Here is a 19,351-nt window from a genome sequence, read left to right as displayed (position 1 = left end):
GTCACATCCCGACCGTGACGCGCGTGAGCCCATTGCGCTTCAGATGACGGAAGCGCGCGAGCGCCCACAACGGGAAGAACTTGCGATAGCCGTGGTAGCGCAGATAAAACACGCGCGGAAAGCCCGTCGCGGTAAAGCGCGTTTCGTCCCACAGCCCATGCTCGCGCTGCTCACGCTGCAGATAGTCGATCCCGCGCGCCACCGCGTCGTGATCGACCTCGCCCGCCGCCATCAGCCCGAGCAGCGCCCAGGCGGTCTGCGACGCGGTGCTCGGCGCGCGCTCGTAGCCGCGATAGTCGAGCTTGTAGCTCTCGCCGCCCTCGCCCCAACCGCCGTCCTCGTTCTGGATCGACACGAGCCATTGCACCGCGCGCCGCATGCGCGGGTCGTCGTGCGCCATGCCGGCCGCGTTCAGCGAGCACAACGCGGTCCATGTGCCGTAGATGTAGTTCAGGCCCCAGCGGCCGTACCAGCTGCCGTCCGACTCCTGTTCCTGCAGCATGTAGTCGAACGCGCGCTGCGCCGGCTCGCTGTTTTGCGGCAACTCACCGATCTGCGCGAACATCGACAGACAGCGGCCCGACACGTCCGCGGTCGGCGGATCGAGCAGCGCGGCGTGGTCCGAGAACGGGATGTTGTTCAGGTAGTACTGGGTGTTTTCCGGCTCGAATGCACCCCAACCGCCTTCGCTGCTTTGCATGCCGACTACCCATTCGCGCGCGCGGGCAATCGCTTCACGATCGACATCGGATTTCGTGAGCGCCGCCGAACGATGCATCGCCATCACGACCACCGCCGTATCGTCGACGTCCGGGTAATGCGCGTTGTTGTACTGGAACGCCCAGCCGCCCGGCCGCACGTTCGGACGGCGCGAAATCCAGTCGCCGCGCACGTCGAGAATCTGCAGCGGACGCAGCCACGCCAGCCCGCGTTCGGCCGCCTGTTCGGCGCGCGCTTCGCCGGTTTCAAGCAAAGCGTGCGCGGCGAGCGACGTATCCCACACCGGCGACAGACACGGCTGGCAATACGCTTCGTCGTCCTTGATGACGAGCAGCTTGTCGAGCGACTTGCGAGCGATCGCGCGGTTCGGATGATCGGCCGGATAGCCGAGCACGTCGTACATCATCACCGAGTTGGCCATCGCCGGGAAAATCGCGCCGAGGCCGTCCTCGCCGTTCAGCCGTTCGTCGACGAATGCGACCGCCGCGCGGATCGCGCGTTCGCGGCTCGCCTTCGGCAACAGGCCGTCGACCGCGCGCAGCACCGTATCGACACAGCGGAAAAAGCCGAACCAGCCCGCGTGCTGATGCGGTGCGCGCTCGCTCATGCCGGTGTTCACGGGCGCGCCGCGGAACAGCTCGTCGATGCGCACCTTGCGCGGGTTGCGCGCGAGCGGCCGCTTCGCGTTGAGCACGAGCAGCGGCACGATCACCGTGCGCGCCCAGTACGACACCTTCGACAGGTGGAACGGGAACCACATCGGCAGCAGCATGATCTCGACCGGCATCATCGGCACCGCGCGCCACGACACCACGCCGAAGAGGGCGAGCAGAATTCGCGTGAACACGTTCGCGTGTTCCGCGCCGCCGTGCGCGAGGATCGCGTCGCGCGCGCGCACCATGTGCTCGGCGTCGACCGGGTCGCCGATCATCTTCAGCGCGAAGTATGCCTTCACACTCGCGCTGATGTCGAGCGCGCCATCGGTGAAGAGCGGCCAGCCGCCATTCGGCAACTGGCTGCGCCGCAGATAGCGCGCAATCTTCTGCTCGAGTTCGAGGTTCGGCGTCTCGCCGAGGTAGTGCACCAGCAGCACGTATTCGGCCGGAATCGTCGCGTCGGCTTCGAGTTCGTAGATCCAATGGCCGTCCGGCTGCTGCGCGGCCAGGATCGCATCGGTCGCGCGCGTGATCGACGCGTCGAGCGGGCTCGCGCCGGCAGTTTGCATGGCCGACGGCGTTGCGGTTGCCAATGCGTCCGCCCTGGCGGGCGCGTTGGCAACCACGGCAGCTTCGGCCAGGTTCGGCGCCGCATCGGCGGCTTCGGGCAGCACCGCGTCGAGCGGCTGGGTTTGAGATAAGTCGTTCATCGGCGTTCCATCTGTTGATTCAGCAGCGTATCCGCGGCCTTCTGGCCGGAGCGGATGGCACCTTCGAGCATCGCGGGCAGGCCGGTGGACGTCCAGTCGCCTGCGAGCAGCAAATTGTTCCAGCGAGTGCGCGTGCCCGGTCGCAGCGTCTCCTGCTCGGGCAGCGCGGCAAACATCGCGCGCGGTTCCATCACGACCTGCCAGCGCGGTAGCGGCGCGAGCGGCAGGTTCACCGCCACTGCGACCTCGGCCCAGACGGTCGCCGCGAGCGCGTCGTGCGACATGTCGAAGAGCCGCTCGTCACCGTTGAGCGTCACCGACAGGCGGTCGTCGAACGCAAACAGCCATTCGGCCGTTCCGTTCAGCAGTGCGGTGATCTGCGGCAGACCGAACGGCGGCTCGACCGCGAAATGCACGTTCAGCGCAGCCGCGAAACGCGTCGGCGCACGTAGCCCCGGCACCAGCGCCGCCGCGGCTTCGGGCGGCAGCGCGAGAATCACCGCCTCGTTCGCGCCGAGCGTGATGCTCTCATCGCCGAAATGCAGCGCCTGCACACGCGCCGGGTCGGCCGCGAGCGCGATGTCGCGCAGACGCGAACCCAGCCGGATCGTCGCGCCGCCGTGCTGCAGGAGCCGCAGCGCCGGATCGACGAACGCACTGCCAAGACCATTACGCGCAACGAGCGGCCGGCACGCGAGCCCGCCCGCGAGCAGCGTTTCGCGCACGAGCGCGCCGGTCAGCTCGGCCGACGCGTCGCGCGGCTCCAGATTCAGCAGCACATGCAGCAGCGGCCGCAGCAGCCGGTCCCATAGCGGACCGTCACAGCGCATCGTCTGCGCGACGCTGCGGCCCGGCTTCGCGAACAGCAGCGGCACGAGCGACAGGTAATCGGTCGGTACCGTGTTCGGCACGCGCGCATGCGCATCGAAAATCCACCACGGCAAACGCCCCGGCGACAGACGCACGCTCCAGCGCGAACGCGTGGCCAGATCGACGAACGGATACTCGGGCTGCGCGGGGCCGACCAGTTCGTCGGCGGCGCCGATCGCACGCACGTAGTTCAGCGTCGCGGCATTGGCCGACAGCACGATGTGATTGCCGCTGTCGAGCGTCGCACCGAGCCTCGCGTCGTAGTACGAACGGCAGCGGCCGCCCGCGTAATCCTGCGCTTCGTGCAGCACGACCCGCGCGCCGCGCCGCTGCAACTGCACAGCGGCGGCGAGCCCGGCCACGCCCGCGCCGACCACGTGGACAAGCTTCGGCATCAGCTCAGAAAAGCGCGTAACGCGCGACGATCCACAGCAGGCGCAGCTTCGGCTTGCTGACCTTCGTGCGCGGAACGTCGAAGCCGCGCTCCAGCGTACGCTCGAGCAGCACGCGATAGACGCCCGACATGATGCGCGGCGCACGCACTTGCGCGCGCGGCTCGCGATCCATGATCGCATCGGATTCGGCGAAGTGCTGCTTCGCGCGCTCGGCGAGCGTCGCGCAAACGAGCGGCAGCGTCGGGTCTTCGGCGATCTGCCGCGGGTTCGTGGCCGCGATGCCTTCGCGCGCGAGCAGCTCGCGCGGCAGATAGCAGCGGTTGATGTCCGCGTCTTCGTCGATATCGCGCAGGATGTTGGTGAGCTGCAGCGCGCGGCCCAGATGGTGCGCGAGCAGCCGGCCCGGCTCCTCACGCATCCCGAATATCCTCACCGACAGACGGCCGGCCGCGCTCGCGACGCGGTCGCAATACAGGTCGAGCGTGGCGTCGTCGGGCGCGCAGATGTCGGCGGCGGCGTCCATCGCCATGCCGTCGATCATCGCGTGAAAATCCTCGCGTTGCAGATGAAACGTGTGAATGTGCCGCGTCAGCGCGCGCAGCGACGCCCGCGGCTGGCCGGCGTAGCACGCGTCGATGTCCGCGCGCCATTGCTCGAGCCCGGCCGCACGCTCGGCTCGCGGCAGGCTGCTGTCGGCGATGTCGTCGACGGCGCGGCAGAACGCGTAGACCTGGTACATCGCATCGCGCTGGGCCGCCGGCAAGATGCGCATCGCGAGATAAAACGAGCTGCCGGACGTGGCGGCAGCCGCGTCGATTTCAGTATCGTCCACGACGAGATTGGAAACAGCCAAGACGATCTCCGCTGGAGGCGCCCGCTGAAAGGCGTTCAAAGAGGTTTTTATGCCGACCCGCAAGGCAGTGTGCCCGCGCGCGCGGACACGCGCGAAACATCCGGCTGGGCGGCCGGAAACGGCGAAAAGTATAGCAATCTTTGCCGGTGACCGCAGATTTGGCGGCCAATGAGGGACGCAAAGAAAGGCCGCCGGGCGCGGCGAGCTGGAACCACGCCGCCCTCGCTAGCGAATCAGGCCCCCGCGAGCCGGAACGCGACCGCGCAGTTGCGGCCCTGGCGCTTTGCTCTGTAGAGCGCCGCGTCGGCCTCGTTGATCAGCACGTCGTACGCGGGTACGCCCTCGCGCGCCGACGCGCCGCCGAGGCTCGCGGTGACCGGCACGCTGGTGCCGATCAGTTCGACCGGCGTTTCCTCGATCACGCGACGGATCTTCTCCGCCACCAGCATCGCGTCGTCGAGCGGCGTGCACGGCAGCAGCAGCGCGAACTCCTCGCCGCCGAAGCGCCCGAACGTATCCTGCGCGCGCACCACACCGGCCACACGCTGCGCCATCACGCGCAGCACCGTATCGCCGACGCCGTGACCGAACTGGTCGTTGATCCGCTTGAAGTGATCGAGATCGAACAGCAGCATCGACATGTCGCCACCGTAGCGCTGCCAGCGCGTGAACTCGTCGCGCAGCCGCGCTTCGAAAAAGCGCCGGTTCGCGATGCCGGTCAGCCCGTCGCGATTCGCATACTCCTGCAGCTTCGCAACCGCCTCCTCGCGCTCGCGCTGCACGATGCTCACATGCGTCACGTCGGAGATCGTCACGCACACGGCCACCACTTCGCGGCCGCGCATCAGCGGCATGAACGTGCAGTCCTGCTGCATGAAGTCGACCCCGCCGGTGATCGGCCGGTCGTGATCGAACTTGAACAGATAGGGGCGCTGCTCCCACGAACTGAACGCGAAGCTGCCGAGCTGGAATACGCTTTCGATCTTGCGCGACAGCCACACGCGCGGCAGCTCCGGAAAGTTCTGGTAGATCGAGCGGCCGACCACCTGCTCCGCCGACAGGCCGCTATGGTCCTGCATGAAGCGATTCCACATCAGCACGTTCAATTCGCGATCGAGCACGAAGATGCCAAAACCGACCCGCTCGACCACGAGGTCGCTCAACGATTCCACTGGGACATTCATAGACTGGACAGCAGCGCATCGAGCGCTTCGTTCATGTGACGGATTGAGTCTTCGGCCATCAGCATCACGAGATGCGCGCGAAAACTCTGATGTTCGAGCGCGAAGTTCACTTCGACGAGCAGCGCCACCTGCCATTGCAGCACGCCGGGCTGGAACACTTCGTCGAGCGTCAGCGTGTCGCCGAGCACGCCCGGCGCGGAAAACACCGGCGTGCGGCCGAGCTGGTCGAGTATCGACGACACGCACGCGCCCGACAGCAGGTTCGCGACGTCGAGCATCAGTTCGCGCTCGCCGATCGCCTCGTAGCTCGAACGCGCGTACGGGTCGCTGACCAGCGAACACAGCTGCGCGATGCTGTCGCTGCGACAGATCACCAGCACCTCGCCCTTGATGTCCGAGCGAAAGCCCTGACGCACCGCGCTGACCGTGTCGTCGATGTGGGTCATCTCGCGCAGCGTGCGCGCCGCATCGCTCACCGCGACCATCTTCACGCGCGGCACCGACAGCTCGATAAACGAATCGAGCAGTCCCGCGAGCCGCGTCGCGGCCCGGCCCATCGCAAGGTTGGCGATTTCCTGTAGCGCGTCGCGCTGGTCTTCGGTGAAGGCGGGCTCAGACATACAAGCCGTACTCCTTGAGGATGGGCAGGACCGCCTCCGGCGTCACCGGCTTGGCGATGAACGCGATCGCGCCGAGCTCGCGCACGCGCTCCTGGGCGAGCGGCTGCACGTCGGCGGAAACGACGATCACGAAGGTATTGAGGTCCTCGTGCTGCAACGCTTCGAGAACCTGGTAGCCGGTCATGTCCGGCATCGTCAGATCGAGGAACATCACCGAGGCCTTGCCGTCGCGATACAGCGCGAGCGCCTCGCGCCCGTTCGTCGCGTAGGACACGTCGACAGCCCAGTCGGGCGGCAGTGCCTTCGTGAGCAACTTGCGGGCGAGCAGCGAATCGTCGGCGATCACAATGGGCAGCATGGCAACGGCGGGTCGGGCGGTTTTTTAGGCGGGCGGATAAAGGAATCGGCTCGTTCGTTTGCGCGCTTTCCGCGCCTGGTCGTTTGCGTTTTGTTCGTCCCGACAGCGGAGGACAGCACGCCTTCACGTGATGCCGACCGATGCGCGACCAGGTACAGTGGCGCCTGTCGAATTGCAATTGCCTATGGCGAGAGGGGTACTAATGCAGCAGGACGCGTTTTGGCGGACCTCGACGATCCGGCGCACAGAGGTGGCAACGGCCTTTTATCGTGGCGAGGATTGTCGAAGCAAAGCCGCGCAAAAGCAACTCGCCGAAAACGCCGACGGTAACGATCTGTTTCCAGACTAGGCGAATTTGAGAAATAGTTCTATCGTCAGGACCGGCAATCTTTTAACTTTATCCTTTTGTGTACGTTTGCGCTTCCCGATTCGTCGCTGTTTTAAAGCCGCTCTTAAAGAACGGCCGGTACGGTGGACGCGCGTCCCCGACGCTTTGCGGCAAGTTTTTCCGCGCTCCGTCTATGCTTGTTCTGAAGGCGGCACGGTGCCGGCAATGGCCCGATACGGGGCTGCCACATTCGAACGACTTTTCGCGTCAACGACAATGACATCAGACCAGGTCGACTCCGTGCGAGCGGGCCGTCTTTCGGGTCGTCCTCCCCGCGAGCAGGACGACGCGTCGTTTCCCGCCGTACCGGAACAGAACTTCCAGGTACGCCGCATCACACTGATCGCGCTGCTGGTCGCGGCGATCGTGCTGCCGTTCGTCTACGTCGCGGCGATGGCATTCAGCGATCTGCGCTCGCGCGAGGCCGATGCGACCGAGCTGGCGCTGCGTACGGTGCGGGTCGCCGAAGAACACGCATTGAAGGTGTTCGACATGAACGAGACGCTGAACTCGCGCATCGTCGATCTGACCGAGGGCCTCGACGACAACGGCATCCGCGCGCGCGAACACACGATTCACGACAAGTTGCGCACGATGGGCGGCGGCTATCCGCAGGTGGCTTCTGTGTCGATCTACGGCGAACAGGGCGCGCTGCTGGTGAGCAGCCGCCTGTATCCGGCGCCGGAAATTTCGGTCGGCCAGCGCGACGATTTCGTCGGCATCCGCGACGGCAGCGTGATCGAACGCGTGTCGAAAGTGATGACGGGGCACGTCAGCGGCGAGCAGGTGTTCAACATGGGCGTCGCGCGCCAGCAACTCAACGGTTCGTTCGCGGGAACGGTGTCGATCGCGCTGCGGCCCAGCTATTTCGATGCGTTCTATCGCGAGTTGCTCGGCAACAGCGACGACACGCCGGTCATCATGAGTCTCGTGCGCACCGACGGCGCGGTCCTCGCGCATTACCCGCGCGGCCCGCGCGAGCCGACCGCGCTCGCACCGGATTCGCCGTTCGCCGAAGCGGTTTCGCACGGGCAGCGCTCCGGCGTCGTGCGGATGCACTCGAGCTTCGCCGACGGCAACCTGATCGTCGCATTCCGGCATGTCGGCTCGTATCCGGTCTACGTGCTGTGCGGCTATCGTACGTCGGCGATCTGGGCCGCCTGGTACAGACACCTGAGCGTGCTGATCCTGTCGATGTTCACGCCGTCGATCGCGCTGTGGTGCGTGATCTGGCTGTCGCTGCGCCGCCTCGGCGCCGAAGAGGAAGCGTGGCAGCGCTGGCAGGCCGAGGCATCGATGCGCCGCTCGATCGAATCCGCGTACCGCCAGTCGCGCAAGATGGAAGCGCTCGGCACGCTGGTCGGCAGCGTCGCGCACGACTTCAACAACCTGCTGATGATCCTGTCGGCCAACGTGCAGATCGTGCGACGGCGCGGCGTCGGCGGACTGGAGCGCGAACTGTCGGCGATGGAGCGCGCGTTGAAGAGCGGCCAGTCGCTGACGCGGCAACTGCTCGGCGTCGCGCGCAAGCAGCCGCTGCGCACCGAGACGCTGTCGCTCCAACGCTGGCTGCCGTCGTGCCGCGAGCTGCTGCGGGCGTCGCTCGGCGCGAAGGTGTCGCTCGTGATCGATAGCGGCGTCGACACCTGGCCGGTGCGTGTGGATGTTGCCGAGCTCGAGCTCGCGCTGATCAACGTCGCCGTCAATGCGCGCGACGCGATGGCCAACGGCGGGCGCTTCACCGCGCGCGCGAGCAACGTCGTGTTCCGCCACGAGGACGGCTTTCCGCTGACCGGCGAGTTCGTGCAGTTGTCGCTCGAGGACACCGGCGCCGGCATGGCGCCCGACGTGCTCGCGCACGCGTTCGAGCCGCTTTACACGACCAAGTCCAAAGGCATGGGCACAGGGCTCGGGTTGCCGCAGGTCTTTGCATTCTGCGAGGGCTCGGGCGGGCTCGCGGCAATCGACAGTGCGATCGGCGCGGGGACCGCGGTGCGGCTCTATCTGCCGCGCGCGTCGGCCGAGCCGCAGACGGCTGGACCCGCCGAAGCGCTCGCGCCCGCAAGCGACGCGCCGCACGGTCTGCGCGTGCTGCTCGTCGAGGACAACGAAGAAGTCGCCGCCGGCACCGAGGCGCTGTTGCAGATGATGGGCCACCAGGTGAGCTGCGTGTTCAACGCCGACACGGCGCTGCGCGTGCTCGACGACGCCCGCGCGAAGCGCGCGGATAGCGGCGAGCCGCTGCCGTTCGATCTGGTGCTGTCGGACATTCACATGCCGGGCAAGATGAACGGCATCGATCTGGCAGAAGCGGTGCTCGGATTCGACCCGCCGCTGCCGGTCATTCTCGTCACCGGCTACGCGGAAGAGCTCGAGCGCGCGCGGCACGTGAACGTGCGCGTGCTGTCTAAACCATTCGATATCGGACTGCTCGAACAGCTGCTCGAAACGATCCAGCACAACACCGTGCAGACGAGCGCCGATACCGCCACGGATCCGGCCGATACCTGACGTCCGCGTCGTCCCGGGCGTCATTTACCAGACCTTGTAAAAAGCGCGGCGCTCGCACGTCGCGCCTTTTTCGTCGCGGGCCCGCGTGATGCATAGCGCGGGGGGCATCGCGGGCGCGCACGGGACGCAGCGCCGCCGCGCGTCGGTGCGGGGGCATGATCGTTGCGTGCCGGAAGACGGCAAGGGGACGGCGCTTCGGGCGCCGCCCGTTCCAGCAGAACATGTCGGGAGACAACCATGCAACATCTCGTGATTGGTTTATTCGACACTTACGTGCAAGCCGAAACTGCCCGCGACACGCTCGTGCAGACCGGTTTTGCGCGCGAGAAGATCGAGTTGCAGGCGAACGCCGAACCATCGGTTGGCTCGGCCACCAGCGAAGTCGCCAACGCGGGCGTGCTCGCGAATATCGAGCGCTTTCTCGCCAGCCTGTTCTCGACCGGGCCGCGTCCGTCGGACACCGCCCGTTATGCCGAGGCGATGCGGCGTGGAGCGGTGCTCGTATGCGTTCATGCCGCGAGCCAGTCGCATGCGGAACTGGCGCGCAACACGCTCGTGCGGCTCGGCGCGACCGATATCGGCGACCGCCTGCCCGAGGCGGACACCCCGGTCGCCTCCAACCGCGACCACTCGGTGCTCGATGAGCTGGGCATCGGCGCGGTGATGCCGGGTACGCCGCGTACCTCGAGCGTGACGACCGAGGCGGGCGCGACGCCGGGCATGCGAAACACCACGGCAACACCGGGGGCGGGTGCGAGTTCGAGCAGCGGCGCAACGGGTGCGGCGGGCGTCAGCGAATCGACCGGAATCGCCGGCGCGACGGGCGCCACTTCGGCAACAGGGACGACCGCGCCCGACACCATGCCTCCTCCTGCGACTCCGCGCCCCGATCCACTGACCGCCATGCCGCCGGCGGACATCGGCGCGGCCGCCGAGCCGTTCGCGCCGCCGCCCGTCAGCGAACGGCCGATGAGCGATCCGGTCAACGAACCCATCGCCGATCCTCTCACCGGCGATGTAGGACGCAGCGCCATCGCCGCCGGCTCCGTGCCGGGTTCGGGCGCGGTGATGCAGCCCCAGCCGTCCGACATCGTCCCGGAAGGCGGACAGCCGGGCACCGGTCCCGGCGCGCAGATGCCGAACGAATATCTGGAGTACGAAGAAGACTTCCGCACGCACTATGACGAGCAGTACGCAGCCGCGAACGCGCGCTACGAAGACTACGTGCCGGCCTATCGCTACGGCGCGGAGATCGGTCGCGACGCGCGCTTTCGCGATCGTCCGTGGGAAGAGATCGAGCCCGAAGCACGCCGCCATTGGGAGACCACGTCGCCGGAAAGCACGTGGGAGCGCTTCAAGCTCGCGGTGCGTCATGGGTGGGAGCGGGTGACCGGGCATCACCACGTGTAGGTGATGCAGCGGGCGAAACGGGCGCGGCCGCCTCGCGCGGCGCGCGCCGTGTCCTCGTTGCTTCGGTGGACGGTCAGGGCGCGGTCGGCACCGCTAAGTCTCGATTACGCCACCGCCCCATGCCGCTTGATCCACGTGACGTAGCGGTCCATGAACGATTGAAGGAACTTGCGCGTGCCGTCGTTGACGATTTCGCCTTTTTCGTTGATCACCGACGGATCGTGCTTGATGAATACTTCGGGCTGCCCCATCGTCGCGACGTCGAGATAAGCGAGCACGTTGCGCAGATGCTGTTGCGCGAGCGCCGTACCGGTGGCGCCGACCGAGGTGCCGATCACCGCGCCGGGCTTGTTGCCCCACGAATTCGTGCCCCACGGCCGCGAGCCCCAGTCGAGCGCGTTTTTCAGCACGCCCGGCATCGAGCGGTTGTATTCGGGCGTCACGAACAGCAGACCGTCCGCGGCTTGCACGCGCTCCTTGAGCTTCTTGCCGGCTTCCGGATAGTCGGCGTCGTAGTCCTGTGAGTACAGCGGCAGGGAGCCGATATCGATGTATTCGAAGGTGAAATCGGCTGGAGCGAGAGAAATCACCGCCTGAGCCAGTTGGCGATTGAACGAATCCCGCCGCAGGCTGCCGACGACCACTGCAATGTGATAGGCCATGTTCGCTTCCTCAGTTAGTGCGCTCGACGCGCAAAGAGTAGGACTGTTCATGATAGGCAAAAGCCGCGTGAAACGCCTGGGCACTGGCGGATTTGGCTAGGCGATAGCGGATCGGGAAGGGTTCTTGCGGCACCTTTCGGTGGATAACCTCGCCACTCGAAAAGTTATCCACAGAATCGCTGAATAACCTTGTGGATAAGTTGAACTTTTACCTTGTCAATCAAGCATGCCTTCGGGCTAGGGCGATCTGAGGCAAATGGACACCATCGACCTTCTGGAGGACCGGATCATGAGTCTCGACTACGCGGGAAAATCCCACGACGAAGCGGTTGCCGCTCGCAAGAAAGCGCGGCAGCGCGCGCAGGAGCCGGCGGGCGGCAGGATGGCCGTCGACGGCGTCGAAGCCGACGCCACGCATAGCTGCGGTGAGCTGTCGGAGCAAGGCAAACAGGTGTGGCGAACGGGCGCCGGACTTGATGGGGGAGGCAAGGCACCGAGCCGCTAGGGCTGAGCGCTAAACGCAAAAAGGGCGCCGTTGCCGGCGCCCTTTTCTTTTGCTTGCTTGCTGCGTATGTCGACGTGCCGATCAGTTGCCGAAAAATACGTTGCAGTATGACTTCGGGCCGTTGCAGGCCGAAGCCGGAGCGTCGGCGTGAGCGATGCCCGAAGCAGCTGCGAACAGTGCGGCCGAAGCGATCAGGGCGGAGAAAATGCGTTTCATGGTCCGGTCCTCGTTTTGCGTATGGTTGCGCGATCTCATGCGATAGATGGCGTGAAGAATAGCGAGCGGGTCCGCGTCCACAAACAGCGAAGATGAAAAGACATTTTTTTATAAATTGAAATAATCGTTATTGCCTGAGCGCACGGAAACTGGTGGGTGACCGCGACGCGTTGATTGACCGATGTGGCGATTCAAAAGCCTTCTCGCGGGCAGGCCGAAATATCATTTCTTGCAACAATTAATTTCCGCTGTCATATGTCGCCGCGCCGCGCGACCAAGCTCCTCGGGCCATCGATTGCCAAGGGGTATATGTTCAATACCGATTCGTTAGGGCAGGAACGTGAGGGAGAATGGCGCACACATCCGCAAATCGCGCGAGGACGGCCATCCGCTCATGAATCACGACGTATCAGCGCAACACGCGCAGCCGACAGTACAGCGACGGAGCACGCCGTGACGCAGCCAGGCGGCCCGTCGCTCGACGATCCCATCTATCTCGCGCAATTGCGGCGCGACCTCGTGCGCTTCGCCCGTCTGCAATTGCGCGATGCCGCGGCCGCCGAGGACGCCGTGCAGGAAGCGCTGACCGCCGCGTGGACTCAGGCAGCGCGTTTTTCCGCGCAGTCGGAGCACAAGACCTGGGTATTCGGCATCTTGCGCCACAAGCTCGTCGACACGCTGCGTGCGCGCCAGCGCACGGTCAATCTGTCGTCGCTCGAAGCCGAACTCGATGGCGAGGCGTTACTCGATCGCGAGCTTTTCAAGGACAACGGCCACTGGTCGCGCGAGACCAAACCGCGTCCCTGGCCGACACCCGAAACCGCACTGCGCCAGCAGCAGTTCTGGACGCTGTTCGAAATGTGCCTCGAGCATTTGCCCGAGCACATCGGACGCGTGTTCATGATGCGGGAGTTTCTCGACCTCGACATCGCGGCGATCTGTGCCGAACTGCAGATCAACGCGAATCATTGCAGCGTGCTGATCTATCGCGCGCGGCTGCGGCTGCGCACGTGCCTGAGCGAAAAGGGCCTATCCAGCGAGGACGCGAATGGGGAAGTGTAAGGACATCACGCGGCTGCTATCCGACGCGCTCGACCGCTCGCTGTCGACTGGCGAATGGCTCGCGATCCGCCTGCATCTGCCGACCTGCAGCGGGTGCCGGAACTATCGCAAACAGATCCGCCTGCTGCGGGTCGCCGCGCATGTGGCAAGCGGAGTCGCGAGCGCCGATGGAGCGGTGAGCGGCGACGAGTGATTTGCCGCTTTGCCGCTTCGCGGTTCGGCGCTCACCGGGCGGCGCGTCGCAATAGCGTTCGAAAAAGCGGGCATGCGACGCTTCATCGATTCCGACGGTATGCGCATCGGCACGCGCGGGATGTTTCGCGAGTTGCGCGCGAGTGCGAATCGGGCGATGCGCGAAATTGCCGCCGCAATTCGGACACACTTTGCGCAGCCTCGTCAGCGGGCAGACCTCACAGAACCTGCATTCGTAAGTGCAAATCATCGCGTCGGGGGCGTTCGGCGGAAGTGACTTGCCGCGCGAGTCGCTGGCCGACGCCGCTGTAATGCTGGTCGATTGTAGCGGGAGGGGGTGGGTCGGGCCTTCGGCGTTACGAAATGCTTCGCTAGTGCCGAATGATTTGCTTATGCGAATTTATCGGTTCGTCCAGGCGGGCGGACGAATTATCGTCGGAGCCAATCGGACCAGCCTTGGTATCCGTTAAATTCTCTTTCGACGAGTATTCTCATGTCCCGTGATCCGCTGCTGACGCGCCGTGCGTTTCTCGCCGGCGTAGGCGCAACGCTGGCCGCCGCCGCGTTGCCGGTCTTCTCCACCACCGCATTTGCCGCCGATGAACATGCAAAAGAACTTCGCATCGGATATCAGAAAGCCGCGAGCACCCTGGTATTGCTGAAGGCGCACGGCACGCTCGAAAAGCGCCTTGCGCCACTCGGCATCACGGTCAAATGGACCGAGTTTCCGGCTGGGCCGCAACTGCTGGAAGGGCTGAACGTCGGCGCGATCGACTTCGGCTATGTGGGCGAAGCGCCGCCCGTGTTCGCGCAAGCCGCGGGCGCCAATTTCGTTTATACCGCGTATGAAATTCCGACCCCGCACGCCGAAGGCATTCTCGTGCATCCGGACGCGCCGATCAGAAGCTTGGCCGATCTGAAGGGAAAGAAGATTGCGCTGAACAAGGGCTCGGATGTGCACTGGTTTCTCGTCGCCGCGTTGCAAAAAAACGGCGTGAAGTTCAGCGAGATCCAACCCGTGTATTTGCCGCCTGCCGATGCACGCGCGGCCTTCGAGCGCGGTGCGGTCGATGCGTGGGCCATCTGGGATCCGTTTCTCGAAGCCGCCAAAAGGCAGACGAACGCGCGGCTGCTTGCCGATGCGGAAGGTATCGTCAGTCATCACCAGTTCTTTCTGAGCGCGCGACCCTTCGCGCAACATAACGGCGACGTTCTTGCGATCGTGATCGATGAAGTCGGCAAGGAAGGGGAGTGGGTGCGCGGCCATTACGGCGAGGCCGCCGCACAACTCGCGCCGATTCAAGGACTCGACGCTAGCGTGATCGAATCAGGCTTGCGCCATTACGCGCATATCTATAAGCCCGTCGACGCGAACGTGCTTGCGGAACAACAACGCATTGCGGACACGTTCACCGAACTGCGCCTGATCCCGACGAAGATCGTGACCAAGGATGCCGCGCTGTCGGGCAAAGCCTAGCGCAGCGGTTCGAGGTCGCATTGCGCACATCGGTTGACTTCGACGGTCGCGCGATCAGTCGAAAAGCGCGGTGACATTTTCGGGCGGGCGGCCGATGACGCCACGCCCGTTTCTCACGACGATGGGTCGTTGCAAAAGAATCGGATGCTTCGCCAATGCTTCATAGAGCTGGGCGTCCGTCAGCGACGGGTCGGCGAGGTTGAGTTCTTTATATTCGGCCTCGGTGTCGCGGATCATTTCGCGGACCGGACAACCAAGTTGAGCATTGAGATTCCTGAGCTCCGCGACGGTCAGCGGCTTCTTCAGATATTCGACGATTTCCGTCGGTTCGTTTGCGGGGTTGTAGGTGTTCGCGACGAGTTCGCAGGCAGCGCGCGATTTGGAGCAGCGCGGGTTGTGGTAGATGGTGATCATGGCTGGGTTGAGGGCTTGCGCCGTTGAAGGTTGCTGTGACGGTTAGAAGGGTTCGGGAATTTTAGCGGGTGACTTGATGGCGTGGCGCGGGATGATTGCCCGGCATGCGCGTTGTTTGAACGATCGGTAGGGCGGGTCGGTTTATGCGCATAAACCGATGCTGCCTTCCGAGGTGACCCGGTATCGTTTAATGCTCGCAGCGTCAGTTCTCATCGAGCCTGCGATTCGCTTGCGCGGGCGCAATACCCTCTACAACCTAGATTCACTTGCTGATGAAGCGCCGCCCCCACGTTTGCCGCTTGCTGCCGCGACGGCGAAGGAGCCGCCTCGGACGACTCGATGGCGAATGCTCCACCGGGTCAATTGCCGCGCGAACTTTATGCGCATAAAGTCTGGCCTGCCTTGGGTCGCTCAGATGTGGGCACTCCTTTTCTCCGCGAGATCAGGTCGCGAATCGCGACTAGTTGCCGACGACTGGGTACGCAGCACGCGAGCACTCATTCCTCTCGTCCCGTCCCCTCCGAGAGATAGCGATCAGCATCGCTTAGGCCTCAGTCCATCCCTGCCCTGACACCCCACAAGATCCCGGGGCACACTGCTGATGCCTCTTTATGCGCATAAACCCTTTGCCGAATGGCCTATTTCCGAATTTCCCTTACTCAAATGATTTGAAATAGCAATTCAACCAGGTAAAATCCCTTTGCGTCTAAAAAGAGGAGGTGAAATTTGGCGGCAGAAATCATCGCGGTAACACAGCAGAAGGGCGGGGTCGGGAAGAGCACCATCGCGATGCATCTCGGCGCTGCATTTCACGAGAAAGGCAAACGCGTTCTCGTCGTCGACGCGGATGGCCAAAACACTCTGATCCACTGGGCCAGCGCTGCCTCCGACGGCGACATTGGTATTCCATTCGCCGTCGTCAACCTGTCCGAAGCAGGCAGCCAGATCCATCGCGAGATCAAGAAGTTCGTGGCGGACTACGACATCATCGTCGTCGACTGCCCGCCCTCCATCACCGAAAAAGTCTCCGGCGTCGTCCTGCTTGCAGCGAGCGTCGCGGTGATCCCAACTTCGTCGTCCCCCGCCGATTACTGGTCGAGTATCGGCCTCGTCAAGCTCGTTCAGCAGGCGCAGGTCATGAACGAAGACCTGCGTGCCGTGTTCCTGCTCAACAAGACAGAAGAGAAACGGATGCTGACGCGCGAGCTGAAGCGCGCGCTCGAAGAACTCGGCTTCCCTCTCCTCAAGACCCAGATTCCCACGCGCGAAGCCTACAAGCAGGCAATGGCGTTGGGGCAAACGGTGCTTCAGATGAACGACCGCGGCGCGAAGCTCGCCGCGCTCGAAGTACGGGCGTGCGCCAACGAGATCGCCGCCTTGCTCCCGTGAATTTATGCGCATAAAGGACCCTGAATGAAACCGTCCCAATTCGCCAAAGGCTTTCAAGCACGTCCTGACACGACTAGCAGTGAAAAGCGCACCGCACTCGACCGTCTGAATGCGATCGACGGCCTGGTTAAAAATGACGCGAAAAACTCCGCGATCGCCGGGCGTCCGATTCCGGCCGTCGTGCCGTCGCGTCTGCAGGACGCCGAGATCCCTGATCCGGACAACGAATCGGCGGCCTACCGCGCATGGCGGCTCGAGCACGGCTATCGTCCCGGCCAGATCATCGAACTGGCGCTCAAGACCATCAAGCCAAGCCCGTTCAATCCACGGTACTTCTATGTGAAGTCGTCGATTGCGGAGCTCGCCGTCAATCTGGCGAAGCAGGGGCAGCAGCAGGCGATTCACGTCATTCCCGACTACGACAACCCTGGCACCTACTTCGTCAGTGACGGCGGCCGACGCGTGCGCGCGCTGAAAGAAGCGAACAAGGAGTCGGTGAAAGCGATCGTCATCGATCTGCCAATCGGCATCCAAAGCTACAAGCTCGGCTACGACCTCAACGTGCAGCGCGACTCGCAGACCGTGTTCGACAACGCGATCGTGTGGCGACGCTTTCTCGACGAGCGGCATTTCCAGAGCCAGAAGGAACTGGCCGAACATCTTGGGCTCGACGAATCGACGGTCGCAGTCGCGCTGTCCATCGCCAAGCTGCCGGAAACCGTGATGCAGGAAATGGTCGCGCGCCCTGACCGCTTCGGCTCGAACATGGCATACCAGGTCGGCCGCTATCACACGGCTCGCGGCGCGGAGGCGACGCTGCGACTGATCAACCGGATCCTTTCCGACGATCTGAGCACACGCCAGGTCGCCGACATCGTCAAAGGGCGCGCGACCGCGCAGGAAAGCACCAAACCGGCGGGCCGGCAGCGCTATGCGCAACGTCTGGAAATCAAGCTTGGTGGTGTGTCGGTCGGCGATCTGAAATCATATGGGGACGACCGACTCGAGTTGCGCCTGAAAGGCCTCACGCGTGAAAAGCGTGACGACATCCTGCGGCAGATTGAGAAGATGCTGAAGTAAGACATGAGGGGCGGTGCGCGTGCACCGCCCCTTGTCTTTCGAGGGCCCTTATCGACCCATCAGGCCGCGCGCGACTGGTTAAGGGTGAAGGCGAGCAGATCGCCGTCGGTGGGTTCGCCCCAGGTCCTGCGCGCGAGCCAGTCGAAGAACGCCGTTTCCACGATCTTCGAATCGAGCCCGCGACGCCGCCAGTCGTCGCGCATGTGCGTGCCGAGCCCCGGCAATTCTTCTTCCTCGAACGATTGCCGTGCGATATCGCGCTCCGACTCCCCCTGTTCGTTGTACAACTCGTAGGCCTGCTTGCGACGGTAAGCCGAGTATTCGCCGAGCAGACGCGCCTTCAGATCGTCGGCCGGCGATGCCATGGCCTTGCTGGTGCCGCCACCTGCCGGCAGCGCCTCGACCGGCGGCGCATAGCCCTTCTTCAACGCATCCTTGAACAGCGCCGGCGCGCTACGCACCGGCGGCAGCGACGTGCTGCGCATCCGCTGCTCGGTCATCTGCAACGCGGCGCGGATCCGGTTCTCTTCGCTGTCCGCGTAAAGCGTCTGCGCTTCCTTCAGCGGAATGCCGATCTTCACCATCCGGTCGACCAACGTGCTGTCGAACACGTTCGGATGTTCGTCGAGCGCGAGCATCGGCTGCTTGCGCTCGGTCACGCGGAACTGGATTTCGGCGACGCGCCGACCTTCGCGATGCTCGATCAGTTCGACGAAAATGTTCGTGACCGCGTTGACCTCGGCGATGGCCGGGCGCAGGTAGTCGCGCTTGAAATACTTGTACTCGCGCTTCGCCTCGTCGCCGGCTTCGGTATCGGGCGTGCCCGACAGAATCGGCCGCCACCATTCCCAGGTCTCGCGCATCGTCAGATGGCTCGGGTTGGTCAAGTAGCGCACGCAGATCTCGTAGAGCGCGAGGCCCGCGCTGCTGCGTAGCTGGCTTTGGAACTGCAGACTCAGCCGTGCATACTGAACCGGATCGAGCAGCTTCTTCTTGATCTTCGGCGCAAACGAAAACTCGACCCAGACGCGACGCGTGGTCGGATCTTCGAGAATTTCCGCGTCCGCGATCAGCGTCGAAATACCCCATTTGCGGCCGGGTTTCTGACTCGAGGTGCCGGTGCTCCACTCGACCTGCACCGACACCATGCGCCGCAGGTGCTCCTTGACGAGCGCGGTGTCATTGGAATCGAACGCGGAATTAGCGACGATGTCGGACAGCAGCGCCCGATAGGTGTCGCCCGATTCATCCGCTTGCTGGGCCACCGCGAGCAGAACGTTAAAGAGCTTGCGCGTGAGCAACGTGATCTTGCCGCTCTTGGGCTGGATCGCAATTGCCTCGACGGCTTTGCGCAGCTCAGCCGAGCTCGGGCTGACAACATCGGTCTTTTTCGCGCGCTTCGTGGCCATGCGTCGAGGTGAGGGAGGGGATTTCGCGAGAGCATACCGGCTGTGGTGATACGCGTCTATAGCGCCCATCTCACCATTGCCGGTGAAGCGAGTTTACGAAGCGCTCCTCACCTCGAGCAAGTCCCGAAAACCCTCACCTCGGCCGCGTGCCACGAGGATCGGGCGCTGCTTGCCGGTCGCGGCGTTTGCGAATCCGGCCCGTTTCGCTGCGTACCGGAACGGGGAGCACCTGATCCCGAATCTTCTCACCTCAAAAATTTTTGCGGATTT

At 64.2% G+C, this 19,351-nt stretch carries 18 protein-coding genes and 1 pseudogene; 8 read left to right on the top strand and 11 right to left on the bottom strand.

The window, feature by feature from the left end:
• Position 1: 1 nt before the first annotated feature.
• The 6 genes from shc to AB3X95_RS24390 form a co-directional block, all read right to left on the bottom strand.
• Entirely contained in the window at positions 2–2,086 is a 2,085-nt protein-coding gene (shc, locus tag AB3X95_RS24415; RefSeq protein ID WP_368622754.1) for a squalene--hopene cyclase, read from the bottom strand.
• A complete protein-coding gene (hpnE, locus tag AB3X95_RS24410) occupies positions 2,083–3,351 on the bottom strand; it encodes a hydroxysqualene dehydroxylase HpnE (protein ID WP_368622753.1) in 1,269 nt (422 codons plus the stop codon). Before hpnE ends, shc begins: the two co-directional genes overlap by 4 nt.
• Before the next feature lie 4 nt (positions 3,352–3,355).
• Positions 3,356–4,204 (bottom strand): presqualene diphosphate synthase HpnD, encoded by an 849-nt coding sequence (gene hpnD / locus AB3X95_RS24405; protein WP_184225417.1) that lies wholly within the window; start codon positions 4,202–4,204, stop codon positions 3,356–3,358.
• A 233-nt stretch (positions 4,205–4,437) separates the two neighbouring features.
• Positions 4,438–5,388: a diguanylate cyclase gene (locus AB3X95_RS24400; RefSeq protein ID WP_176107077.1), complete on the bottom strand. Its 951-nt coding sequence runs from the start codon at positions 5,386–5,388 to the stop codon at positions 4,438–4,440.
• A complete protein-coding gene (locus AB3X95_RS24395; RefSeq protein ID WP_176107078.1) occupies positions 5,385–6,008 on the bottom strand; it encodes a chemotaxis protein CheC in 624 nt (207 codons plus the stop codon). The genes AB3X95_RS24400 and AB3X95_RS24395 overlap by 4 nt, the downstream gene beginning before the upstream one ends.
• Positions 6,001–6,366: a response regulator gene (locus tag AB3X95_RS24390; RefSeq protein WP_176120865.1), complete on the bottom strand. Its 366-nt coding sequence runs from the start codon at positions 6,364–6,366 to the stop codon at positions 6,001–6,003. Before AB3X95_RS24390 ends, AB3X95_RS24395 begins: the two co-directional genes overlap by 8 nt.
• A 604-nt stretch (positions 6,367–6,970) precedes the next feature.
• Between AB3X95_RS24390 and AB3X95_RS24385 the strand changes: the two genes are divergently transcribed.
• Both AB3X95_RS24385 and AB3X95_RS24380 read left to right on the top strand, forming a co-directional pair.
• Positions 6,971–9,265, top strand: a complete 2,295-nt coding sequence (locus AB3X95_RS24385) for a response regulator (protein WP_368622752.1) — start codon at positions 6,971–6,973, stop codon at positions 9,263–9,265.
• Positions 9,266–9,502: 237 nt separating this feature from the next.
• Positions 9,503–10,675 (top strand): hypothetical protein, encoded by a 1,173-nt coding sequence (locus tag AB3X95_RS24380; RefSeq protein WP_368622751.1) that lies wholly within the window; start codon positions 9,503–9,505, stop codon positions 10,673–10,675.
• 104 nt (positions 10,676–10,779) lie between these two features.
• Here AB3X95_RS24380 and AB3X95_RS24375 read toward each other — a convergent pair whose 3' ends face one another.
• The gene (locus tag AB3X95_RS24375; protein ID WP_176107083.1) at positions 10,780–11,337 is read right to left on the bottom strand and encodes an NADPH-dependent FMN reductase; all 558 of its coding nucleotides are present in this window, start codon (positions 11,335–11,337) and stop codon (positions 10,780–10,782) included.
• Between the two features lie 289 nt (positions 11,338–11,626).
• Between AB3X95_RS24375 and AB3X95_RS24370 the strand changes: the two genes are divergently transcribed.
• Entirely contained in the window at positions 11,627–11,842 is a 216-nt protein-coding gene (locus AB3X95_RS24370; protein WP_368622893.1) for a hypothetical protein, read from the top strand.
• Between the two features lie 81 nt (positions 11,843–11,923).
• On the opposite strand, the gene AB3X95_RS24365 is transcribed toward AB3X95_RS24370, so the two are convergent.
• The gene (locus tag AB3X95_RS24365) at positions 11,924–12,058 is read right to left on the bottom strand and encodes a hypothetical protein (protein ID WP_260331982.1); all 135 of its coding nucleotides are present in this window, start codon (positions 12,056–12,058) and stop codon (positions 11,924–11,926) included.
• Between the two features lie 453 nt (positions 12,059–12,511).
• Between AB3X95_RS24365 and AB3X95_RS24360 the strand changes: the two genes are divergently transcribed.
• Positions 12,512–13,120 carry an RNA polymerase factor sigma-70 gene (locus AB3X95_RS24360; RefSeq protein ID WP_176107085.1) on the top strand — a complete coding sequence of 203 codons (609 nt, stop codon included), beginning with the start codon at positions 12,512–12,514 and terminating at the stop codon, positions 13,118–13,120.
• Positions 13,107–13,313 (top strand): zf-HC2 domain-containing protein, encoded by a 207-nt coding sequence (locus AB3X95_RS24355; protein WP_176120862.1) that lies wholly within the window; start codon positions 13,107–13,109, stop codon positions 13,311–13,313. Before AB3X95_RS24360 ends, AB3X95_RS24355 begins: the two co-directional genes overlap by 14 nt.
• A gap of 27 nt (positions 13,314–13,340) precedes the next feature.
• Here the strand turns inward: AB3X95_RS24355 and AB3X95_RS24350 are convergent.
• Positions 13,341–13,625 (bottom strand): annotated as a pseudogene (locus tag AB3X95_RS24350) (DUF1272 domain-containing protein); the annotation flags it as partial.
• 180 nt (positions 13,626–13,805) lie between these two features.
• On the opposite strand from AB3X95_RS24350, the gene AB3X95_RS24345 reads away from it, so the two are divergent.
• Positions 13,806–14,789 carry a sulfonate ABC transporter substrate-binding protein gene (locus AB3X95_RS24345; RefSeq protein ID WP_368622749.1) on the top strand — a complete coding sequence of 328 codons (984 nt, stop codon included), beginning with the start codon at positions 13,806–13,808 and terminating at the stop codon, positions 14,787–14,789.
• Between the two features lie 54 nt (positions 14,790–14,843).
• Here the strand turns inward: AB3X95_RS24345 and arsC are convergent, their stop codons facing one another.
• Positions 14,844–15,203: an arsenate reductase (glutaredoxin) gene (arsC, locus tag AB3X95_RS24340; RefSeq protein WP_368622748.1), complete on the bottom strand. Its 360-nt coding sequence runs from the start codon at positions 15,201–15,203 to the stop codon at positions 14,844–14,846.
• Positions 15,204–15,929: 726 nt separating this feature from the next.
• Between arsC and parA the strand changes: the two genes are divergently transcribed.
• Both parA and AB3X95_RS24330 read left to right on the top strand, forming a co-directional pair.
• Positions 15,930–16,592, top strand: coding sequence for a ParA family partition ATPase (gene parA / locus AB3X95_RS24335; protein WP_013092840.1), 663 nt, complete (start codon positions 15,930–15,932; stop codon positions 16,590–16,592).
• Between the two features lie 24 nt (positions 16,593–16,616).
• Positions 16,617–17,672 (top strand): ParB/RepB/Spo0J family partition protein, encoded by a 1,056-nt coding sequence (locus AB3X95_RS24330; protein ID WP_176366412.1) that lies wholly within the window; start codon positions 16,617–16,619, stop codon positions 17,670–17,672.
• A 59-nt stretch (positions 17,673–17,731) separates the two neighbouring features.
• On the opposite strand, the gene AB3X95_RS24325 is transcribed toward AB3X95_RS24330, so the two are convergent.
• Positions 17,732–19,081 carry a replication initiation protein gene (locus AB3X95_RS24325; RefSeq protein WP_176107091.1) on the bottom strand — a complete coding sequence of 450 codons (1,350 nt, stop codon included), beginning with the start codon at positions 19,079–19,081 and terminating at the stop codon, positions 17,732–17,734.
• Between the last annotated feature and the right edge of the window lie 270 nt (positions 19,082–19,351).

Origin of the sequence: Paraburkholderia sp. BR13444 (genome assembly GCF_040948755.1) — a bacterium.
GTDB classification, from domain to species: Bacteria; Pseudomonadota; Gammaproteobacteria; order Burkholderiales; family Burkholderiaceae; genus Paraburkholderia; species Paraburkholderia youngii.
Note: the sequence above shows the minus strand (reverse complement) of the source record. Positions and strands in the feature narration are given on the sequence as shown.

Coding starts and splice junctions, on each gene's coding strand:
- shc (WP_368622754.1), bottom strand. CDS start 2,086: ATGAACGACTTATCTCAAACCCAGCCGCTCGACGCGGTGCTGCCCGAA.
- hpnE (WP_368622753.1), bottom strand. CDS start 3,351: ATGCCGAAGCTTGTCCACGTGGTCGGCGCGGGCGTGGCCGGGCTCGCC.
- AB3X95_RS24400 (WP_176107077.1), bottom strand. CDS start 5,388: ATGAATGTCCCAGTGGAATCGTTGAGCGACCTCGTGGTCGAGCGGGTC.
- AB3X95_RS24395 (WP_176107078.1), bottom strand. CDS start 6,008: ATGTCTGAGCCCGCCTTCACCGAAGACCAGCGCGACGCGCTACAGGAA.
- AB3X95_RS24390 (WP_176120865.1), bottom strand. CDS start 6,366: ATGCTGCCCATTGTGATCGCCGACGATTCGCTGCTCGCCCGCAAGTTG.
- AB3X95_RS24385 (WP_368622752.1), top strand. CDS start 6,971: ATGACATCAGACCAGGTCGACTCCGTGCGAGCGGGCCGTCTTTCGGGT.
- AB3X95_RS24380 (WP_368622751.1), top strand. CDS start 9,503: ATGCAACATCTCGTGATTGGTTTATTCGACACTTACGTGCAAGCCGAA.
- AB3X95_RS24375 (WP_176107083.1), bottom strand. CDS start 11,337: ATGGCCTATCACATTGCAGTGGTCGTCGGCAGCCTGCGGCGGGATTCG.
- AB3X95_RS24370 (WP_368622893.1), top strand. CDS start 11,627: ATGAGTCTCGACTACGCGGGAAAATCCCACGACGAAGCGGTTGCCGCT.
- AB3X95_RS24365 (WP_260331982.1), bottom strand. CDS start 12,058: ATGAAACGCATTTTCTCCGCCCTGATCGCTTCGGCCGCACTGTTCGCA.
- AB3X95_RS24355 (WP_176120862.1), top strand. CDS start 13,107: ATGGGGAAGTGTAAGGACATCACGCGGCTGCTATCCGACGCGCTCGAC.
- AB3X95_RS24345 (WP_368622749.1), top strand. CDS start 13,806: ATGTCCCGTGATCCGCTGCTGACGCGCCGTGCGTTTCTCGCCGGCGTA.
- arsC (WP_368622748.1), bottom strand. CDS start 15,203: ATGATCACCATCTACCACAACCCGCGCTGCTCCAAATCGCGCGCTGCC.
- AB3X95_RS24330 (WP_176366412.1), top strand. CDS start 16,617: ATGAAACCGTCCCAATTCGCCAAAGGCTTTCAAGCACGTCCTGACACG.
- AB3X95_RS24325 (WP_176107091.1), bottom strand. CDS start 19,081: ATGGCCACGAAGCGCGCGAAAAAGACCGATGTTGTCAGCCCGAGCTCG.